Origin of the sequence: Candidatus Ichthyocystis sparus, assembly GCF_900078745.1 — a bacterium.
GTDB classification, from domain to species: Bacteria; Pseudomonadota; Gammaproteobacteria; order Burkholderiales; family 2013Ark19i; genus Ichthyocystis; species Ichthyocystis sparus.
The window spans coordinates 1-9981 of the sequence record NZ_FKII01000057.1 but is presented as its reverse complement, the minus strand read 5'-3'; the positions used below and the strand labels follow the sequence as shown (position 1 = coordinate 9981).

Annotated in this window: 3 protein-coding genes; all 3 read right to left on the bottom strand. The window is 39.7% G+C overall.

The features are described from left to right. A partial coding sequence (locus A6733_RS05735; protein ID WP_141663467.1) for a hypothetical protein occupies positions 1–2344 on the bottom strand: 2344 nt, incomplete at its 3' end. 766 nt (positions 2345–3110) lie between these two features. Then, the gene (locus A6733_RS05730) at positions 3111–7709 is read right to left on the bottom strand and encodes a hypothetical protein (RefSeq protein WP_092460649.1); all 4599 of its coding nucleotides are present in this window, start codon (positions 7707–7709) and stop codon (positions 3111–3113) included. A gap of 853 nt (positions 7710–8562) precedes the next feature. Further along, positions 8563–9981, bottom strand: a 1419-nt coding sequence (locus tag A6733_RS09005) for a hypothetical protein (protein WP_176696782.1), incomplete at its 5' end; no start/stop codon positions are given.

The following is a 9981-nucleotide window of genomic DNA, read 5'->3' as shown; positions in this document are numbered from 1 at the left end:
AACTCAAAACATCTGAATCAATAGTAAAATCTGAAGAAGAAACATCAATAGAAGCGCCACATTTAGTAACAGGAGATTTACCTTTACTACTAGTACTCACCCTCTTACCTGTTGTAGTAGTAGCAATAGTTGAAGCAATTTCATCAGTAACAGGCAAAGAAAGATCGATACCTCCATGTGAGGTTACAACTTTAGAGACAGCACTAGTAGTAGATGCACTACCAGATTGATCTCTAGGAAATTTAACAAAAATAGTAAGAGCTGAAGAAGAAACATCAATAGAAGAGCCACATTTAGGAACAGGAGATTCACCTTTACTACTAGTACTCAACCTCTTACCTGTTGTAGTAGTAGCAATAGTTGAAGTAATTTCATCAGTAACAGGCAAAAAAAGATCGGTACCTCCATGTGAGGTTACAACTTTAGAGACAGCACTAGTAGTAGATGCACTACCAGATTGATCTCTAGGAAATTTAACAAATTTAGAAGAAGATTTATAACAATCCTCACCTGGTAGCAATAAAGATCTTGACTCCGTAACATCAACTGCACACTCACTACCACCACTTCCTAAACTCTTTCCTTTACTTATAAGACATCTTGGATATACATATCTTTGATAGATTGAAAACGCTGCTACAGGAACACCAACAACATCTAGAACATTAATAAAATCTCCACAACCAACATCGCCCAACGATCTATCTTCTAGTTCAGAAAAAACTTTATCAGCTAGTTCATTCCATTCAAAGTCAAATATAGATTCCACTTCCTTACGTATAGCACAATCTAGCTTCGATAAAAAACCTAGCAATTCAACTCCACTCAATGGAACTAGTCTACTATCAGAAGAACTCGACAATACTAGAATACTATCAAGAGCACGTATAAGATTAGGATGACACCTATAATGATACACACAAATAAACTTACACATAAATTTTGATAGATGCAGTTCCTTATAAGTTTTTAACCAAATAGCTTTCCCTATCACCGGAAGTTCACTATTAAACATTGTTGAAATATAACTAAATATCGAATGCGAGAAAGAACTTCTAGCAAATTTACGAATTTCACAAAAGATCCCACCAATCAATTTAGCACTATCAGGATGTAACTTAATACCTGGCAAATGAACACATTGAACAGACAGTGAAGCACAATGGTAGGATGGCGAAATTGCAGAAGAGGCTAAGGTAATCGCTGCTTCAGAAGGAATAGGTGGTACCTCAACAGTAGAAAGAACAACCCCTGTATCAGTACTGGTAGAAACAGAAACACCATCATCCTTGTGCACTTTAGTTGCAATCAGATCAGAAGAAAATTCGACACCAGAATCTCCAACAGAGGATAAAAAAGTCAATTCGGAAGTTGTACCAGAAGCCTCTCCTGATGGCAACGAAGGTTCTGCTCGCGACTCAGATTGAGAATGCATAGTAGATGACAATTCAGTGCAAGGATGAGATGGTAATGATTGGGTACCGGAAGGGGAAGAGTATGCAAGATCAGTAGCATTAACCCCCGATGCCGCACACTCAATCGTGCCTCTACTTTTTGCACGACCCTTTCTTCTTGCACTTTTTGCCTCAGCCATCAACATTTGCGACATTGATAAAGGAGGAATACCGGCAATGTTGAGAACACTGACAAAATCTCCACAACTAACAGCACTCAAGGACTCTTCTTCCAGAGTAACAGAAACTTCACTCCAACAAGAGGCAAAAACAGACTTTACCTTACTGTGGATAGCAGCATCTAGTCTCGACAAAAAATCTAGCAATCCCCCCCCAGTTAATGACACCACACTACGGCCAGGGGAATTAGATAATACTTGAATGTTAGGAAGAGAGCGTACAAAATCAGGTCGGTGCTTATGGTGGTACTCACCAATACACCTTGATACAAAATTACTTTCACACATTTCCCTATAGGTAAAGTGCCAAATAGCTCGTCCAGTCAAAGTAAGCTTGTCACTCACGCTTAATGGAAGTTGTCTGGCTACCATACTCTTGTAAGTACTTCTAGCGAATAGATCAACTTCAAGAAAGATATCTTCAATTACTTGCTCACTCTCAGGAGGTAAAACAACACCCAGTGAACTCAAAACACCCGAATCAATAGTAACAGCTGAAGAAGAAACAACAACAGAAGTGCCATGTTTTTGGGAAGAAGCCTTGCCTCTATCCTTAGTGCTCATCCCATCACCAACAGTAACAGCAGGAAAAGCTTCAATTTTCTGCAAATAACCACCCTGTAAAGTGCCATCTCTATTACTGCTATCATCCTCACTCTCTGGGTAACAACCAGGAGCAACGGCACTACTGGTTGCAGATATAGAATACATAACAAACTCTCTTTATACTTATTATTTGTCATTTACTGTTTTTAGTGTCAACTCATAGACCAACATTACCAAAAGGATAGCGGTGGGTACAAATCAACAATCAAGCGCACATAATCACCACAGATAGGAACATAATCAGAGTCAGGACCGTATTCCATCATCCTCGTACATCAAACCAATACAACGCACGCGACAACGCCACTGTTAGCAAACATCAACAAACGTTCTACGTTAAAAATAGCAAATAGAAAGACAAATTCAAGCAATACAAATAAACATAAACAGAATAATACACGGCAGTTAACTATCAACTAACATAATACAAATACGGCACTTACATGAACTACAACTCTTACGTAGAACAATCCGCTGCACACAAGACCTGCACTCGCATGAGTGTTTTAAAACTCACGTGCAACGTAAACACCTAGTGTATCTCCTGGTATACAATTTTGTTATGAATGATTGCTTCATTAAATTAGGATAAATTACGTAAATAAAAAATCTACAAATGAAAAGTCATGTACCTAGTAAATGATGTGAAATTTATTTTTAATTTCACAAATCTTACTAACTACTGAACAACCGATGTTAAACACACCATTAACCACCAGCCCCCCCAAAAAAACAAGAGACCTCCATTTGATCATGGGCCATATAAAAAAACTAACCGAACCAAACATAGCAAAAAATAAACCCCTGCACACAGCAAACTCATAAAATCATGTTATGCAAATAATGAGAAAGTAAGACCAATTCTTAGCAATTAACTATTCCTTTTCCTTTTACGTCCTCTCGATCTCTGAGCACCACCGCGACGTGAAGAAGATAACCCTCCTCTACCACCTCTAGACCCACTAGATTCACCAGCAGGTGGTGGTGAAGGTGGCAGGCCTCGATTCAACAATGCTGCCAATCTCGCTCCCACATCCTCAGCGGTAGTATCGGCAACAGCAGCCACTAGCGGAACATTACCAATATACACAGATGTAGAAGAGGAAGGTCCAGCAGAAATACCACTACTCATAGGCACCTCAAAAGGCTCATTAACTAATTGCATAATAAATGCTTTCTTAGGTCCATGAGAGTACCTAGAAGAACTACTACTAGCTGCCATGGAAGATTTACCGACAGAATCAGAAACAGAAGAAGATACAGGTATTGGAGCTATTAGTTGCTCAGATGAGGACACAGGAGCTGATTCACCTACTGAAGCTCCCAACGACGCAGGAAGAACACCTTCCGCAGTTAATTCAACTTCTCCAGTCGATACAGGTGAATCTGGACAGGAAGAAGAAAAGGAAATATCTCCATCTAATCCTGCAGAAGATGGAGATGAAGATAAAGATAAAGATGAAGATGAAGGTTCAATCGAAGGTGAAGAGGGAGGAGAAAGTGAATCATCCTCTGCCCCCATAGATGCATAATCAGCTGCGACCAACTCTTTAGCTGATGGTGACAAAGGGGGAGGAATATCAGAGGCTACTACCAGATCAGATGCAGGTGCAGGCAAAGGTAAAAAAGAAGATGAAGGTTCAAAAGAAGATGAGGGTTCAACAGATAATTCACCTTCAACTACCAAATCAGAAGCAGCACCTTCCGCGACCGAAACTAAAACATCCCCACTAATGATCAAAAAAGAATCGCCAGAGAGAGTTGGCATAGCAACAGACTCAGTAACAGAAGGAGATTCAGCACCAGGCAATACTACAGAAATAGAGATAGTATCAGTCACAGATACACTACCAGATTGATCAGAAATAGTTGGCATAGCAACAGACTCAGTAACAAGAGTCAAAGAAGATTCAGGTTGAATCTGGAGCTGTAAAGTTAATTCAGGCTGAGACTGAAGTTGCGAAAGAGAGGAAACCGAAGAATGAGTAAGATCGGTAGTATCAATCACTGCCCCCTTACCCTTCTCGCGTTTACTACTACTCTTTGATGTCTTACTCTCACTTATCGCACGTCTTTTAGCACGTCTTTTAGCACGTCTTTTAGCACGCATTTTCGCACGTATTTGAGCATTTCTTTTGTTATGTACTTGATAAATTGAAAATGCTACTATAGGGATACCAGCAACATCGAGGACTTTAATAAAATCCCCACAACTAACATCACTCAATGATCCATCTTCTAGTTCGGCAAAGACTGTATCAGTTGTTTCACTCCATAACGAATTAAATATATACTCCACAGTCTTATGAACGGTGCAGTCTAGTTCTGATAAAAAACTTAGTAACCCACCTCCAACTAATGGCACTAACCTACAATCAGAAGAACTTGATAATACTCGAATATCATCAAGAGCACGTATAAAGCTAGGACGATGCTTAGAATGATATATACAAATGGACCTATGCATAAATCTATGTAAATGCTGTTCCCTATAGGTTTTGCACCAGATAGCTTTCCCAACCACCGAAAGTTCACTACCCAAAGTCTCTAAGATGTGGCCTTGTATCGAATGAGAGAAAGAACGTTTGAAAGATTTATAAATGTCATGAAGAAGCTGAAGAACTAATTTAGCACTATCAGGATGTAACTTAACACCCAATAAATCGACACATTTGTTAGAAGAAGATCCATCATCATAATCTACAACAGAAGAGGATAGGATTAATTCAGAAGATGTACCAGGAGCCTCCATTAATGGCAAAGAAGACCCTAATTGTGACTTAGATTGAGAGAGGGCACGAGGTGACAACCCAGGGTTAGACTGAAGTGATAATGATTGAGAACTGGAAGGCAAAGGATGCGTAAGTCCTGTAACACTAGCTTCTGATGTCGTACATTTAGCAGTGCCTTTACTTCTTTCACATTCTGCACTGGCCGCTATCATTGCCGACAATACCAATGGAGGAATAACACTGATTTCTGATGTCGTACATTTAGCAGTTACTTTACTTCTTTCACGTCTTGCATTGGTTGATATGACTGCAGATAATGCCAAATGAGGAACACCGGCAGTGTCTAGAACATCGATAAGATCTTTGCAACTAACGGCGCTCAAGCCCCCCTCTTCTAGAGAAACAGAAACTTCACTCCAATAATAGTTAAAAATAGACTTAACCTTGCTACTAATAGCACCATCTAGTACCGATAAAAAATCTAACAACCTATCCCCAACTAATGGCTCTGCACTATGGTCAGTAGAATCAGACAATACTTTAATGTTAGGAAGAGCACGTATAAAACTAGGGCGGTGCTTATAATGATATTTACCAAGACACTTGAATAAAAAACTATCTTCACACATCACCTTATAGGTAAAGTACCAAATGTACCGTCCAGTCACAGTAAGTTTGCCACTCACATCTGATGGTAGTTGCTTGGCTACCATGCTCTTGTAAGTAAGTCTAGCAAGTGCATCCATCTTAGAAAAGAGATCTTCAATTACTCGAACACCATTAGGAGATAGCATAACACCCAGCAAACCCAAAACATCCGAATCAATAGTAAAAGCTGAAGAAGAAATAGAAGTGCCACGTTTCAGAGCAGGAGTTTTGCCTTTACTACTAGTACACAACACCCCCTTACCTTTACCAATAGTACTCAACACCCCCTTAGCTGTAGTAATATTAACAGTAGTTGAAGTAGTTTTAGTAACAGGCAAAGAAGATCCCTTATCTTCAGGTGGTGTTACAACTGTAGGGGCAGTACTGGTCGCAGACACGCTACCAGGTTGATCTCTATAAAAAAGCAATTTAACAAATTTAGAGGAAGATTGGTCACACCCCCCCTCTAGCAGTAACAAAGGTCTTGACCCCGTGTCAATCGCACATTTATTACCACTTCCTAACCTCTCTCTACTTTTACTTACTACAGGTCTCAGATACCCATATCTTTGAGAAATTGAAAATGCTACTACAGGAACACCAACAACATCTAGAACATTAATAAAATCCTCACAACTAACATCTCCCAATGATCCATCTTCTAGTTCAGCAAAAACTGAATCAGCTAATTTATCCCACTCCAAGCTAAATATATAATCCACTTCCCTACGAATCGCACAATCCAGCTTCGATAAAAAATCTAGCAACTCCACTCCACTTAATGGCACTGGTTCACTATCAGAGGAACTTGACAATACTCTAATACTATCAAGAGCACGTATAAGGTTAGGATGATGCCTATAATGATACATACAAATAAACTTACACATAAATTTGTATAGATGCACTTCCTTATAGGTTTTGAACCAAATAGCTTTCCCAATCACCGGAAGTTCACTATTAAATATCGTTAAAATGTAACTAGACATAGAATGCATGAAAGACTGTCTGGCAAACTTACGAGCTTCATCAAAAATCTTATCAGTTAATTCAGCACTATCAGAATGTAACTTAATACCCAGCAAATAAACGCTCCGAACAGATAGCGAAGCACGAGCAGGGGGTGGAAGTGTAGAAGAAGTTATAACATCAGTCTCAGAAGAAGGTGGTGGCATCCAAACAGGAGCACGAACAATAACTCTCTCAGCACAAGTAGGAACAGAAACACTACCTCCATCCTTGTGTCTTTTTGCTGCTATCGTATCAGAATAAGATTCACCATCAGGACCTCCAACAGAAGAAAACTGAACAGATTCTGATGCTGTAGCACATTTACCCGTGCCTTTATTTATTTCACGTCCTGCGTTGGCTGCTACCATCGCAGATAATGACAATGGAGGAATACCGGCAATGTCTAGAACATCGGTAAAATCTTTACAACTAACGGCATTCAAGGACTCTTCTTCCAGAGTAACAGAAACTTCACTCCAACAAGAGTTAAAAACAGACTTCACCCTACTATGGATAGCACAATCCAATCTCGATAAAAAATCTGATAACCTATCTCCAGTTAATGGAATTAAACCACGGTCGGGAGAACTAGAAAACACTTGAACGCTAGGAAGAGAACGTATGAAATCGGGGCGGTGCCTGTGGTGGTACTCACCAATACATCTGGACACAAAATTATTTTCACACATTGCCCTATAGGTAAAGTACCAGACAGCTCGTCCAGTAATAGTAAGTTTCTCACTAACACTCGATGGGAGCTGTTTGGCTACCATACGCTTATAAGTAAGTCTAGCGAATGCATCAGTTTTAAGAAAGATATCTGAGACTACTTGGGCGCTATCAGAAGATAATACAACTCCCAACGAACCTAAAACATCCAAATCAGCGGCTGATTTTTGAGCCTTACCCTTACCCCCGGTACTCACCCCCTTACCCACGGCAGCAGGTAAAGTCGTAACCTCAACCTGCTGCAAATCACCACCCTGTAAAATTACTCCACTGGTTCCAGCATCATCCCCACTATCTGGGGCACCAACAAAAGCAGCAGCACTACTGGTTACAGATGATACAGGATACATAACAAGCTCTCTTTATATTTATTATTTGTCATCTATATTATTTTTAGTATCGACTCACGCACCAACACTACAGAAAAAAGAGAAGTAAGTACAGTCCAACAACCAAATGCACTCAGCACCACAAATAGGAACTTAATCAGAGACAAAGTCGTATACTATCACTCTTGTGCCCCAAGTTATTGCACTTCAATCAACGCACACGAACTACCACATACACAGTAAAAACACTACCTCGTCCGCAATACGCGCTTGTATATAGCTTAAAAACAAAAATTTACATACAATAAATAACCATTAATTGCACAAATATGCATCAACAATCAACATGCGAGCATAGCATTGCCATTATCTAACCGAAAATAGAACAAATGTCCTACATTAAAAATAGCAAAACAAATTCAAGCAATACAAAAAAAGACAAACATCAACTCACGTCACTCGTCACACAGTACCACTATACTTGTGTACAAAAACCATACAAACTTAACAATCGTGCATCACATGCAACGCAAACGCCCAATGTATCTCCTGGTATACAATTCTGTTATGAATTATTACTTCATTAAATTAGGATAAATTACGTAAATAAAAAAATTCACAAATGAAAAATAATGCGCTTAGTAAATGACGTGAAATTTATTTTTAATTTCACAAATCTTACTAACCACTGGTCAACCAATGTTAAACACACCATGAAGCACTAACTCCAAAAAAACAAGCTACTCCTATTTAATCATGGGACATATAAAAAAACTAACCGAACCAAACATAACAAAAAATAAACCCCTGCTCACAGCAAACTCATAAAATTACGTGATGCTAATAATAAGAAAGCAAGACCAATTCTTAGCAATTAACTATTCCTTTTCCTTCTACGTCCTCTCAATCTCTGAGCACCACCGCGACGTGAAGAAGATAACCCTCCTCTGCCACCTCTCGTAGTCCCACTAGATTCACCAGCAGGCGGTGGTGAAGGTGGCAGGCCTCGATTCAACAATGCTGCCAATCTCGCTCCCACATCCTCCTCAGCAGTAGTATCGGTAACAACAGCCACTAGAGGAACATTACTAATATCCACAGGTGTAGAAGAGGAAGGTCCAGCAGATATCCCTCTACTCATAGGCACCTCAAAAGGCTGCTCCTTAACTGATCGCATAATAAATGCTTTCTTAGGTCCATGAGAGTACCTAGAAGAACTACTACTAGCTGCCATGGAAGATTTACTGACAGAAGCAGAAACAGAAGAAGATACAGGTATTGGAACTATTAGTTGCTCAGATGAGGACACAGGAGCTGATTCACCTACTGAAGCTCCCAAGGACGCAGAAAGAACACCTTCCGCAGTTAATTCAACTTCTCCAGTCGATACAGGTGAATCTGGACAGGAAGAGGAAAAGGAAATATCTCCATCTAATCCCGCCGAAGATGGAGATGAAGATGAAGATAAAGATGAAGATGAAGGTTCAATCGAAGGCGAGGAGGGAGGAGAAAGTGAATCATCCTCTGCCCCCATCGACGCAGAAACAACATCAGCTGCGAACAACCCTTTAGCTGATGGTGACAAAGGTGGGGAAATATCAGAGGCTACTACCAGATCAGATGCAGGTGCAGGCAAAGGCAAAGGTGAAAAAGAAGATGAAGGTTCAACAGATAATTCATCTACAACTACCAAATCAGAAGCAACACCTTCCGCGACCGAGACTAAAATATCCCCACTAATGATAAAACTAGATTGATCAGAAACAGTTGGCATAGCAACAGACTCAGTAACAAGAGTCAAAGAAGATTCAGGTTGAATCTGGAGCTGGAAAGTTAATTCAGGCTGAGACTGAAGTTGTGAAAGAGAGGCAACTGAAGAATGAGCAAGATTAGTAGTATCAATCACTGACCCCTTCTTACCCTTCACGCGTTTGCTACTACTCTTTGATGTCTTACTCTCACTTATCGCACATTTTTTCACACGTACTTGAACATTTTTGTCATTATGTACTTGATAAATTGAAAATGCTACTATAGGGATACCAGCAACATCGAGGACTCTAATAAAATCCTCACAACTAACATCACTCAATGATCCATCTTCTAGTTCGGCAAAAACTTTATCATTAGTTATTTTATTCCATAACGAATCAAATATACACTCCACCGTCTTATGAACGACTCGATCTAATTCTAATAAAAAACTTAGTAACTCACCTCCAATTAGTGGAACTAACCTACGATCAGAAGAACTTGATAATACTCTAACACCATCAAGAGCACGTACAAATCT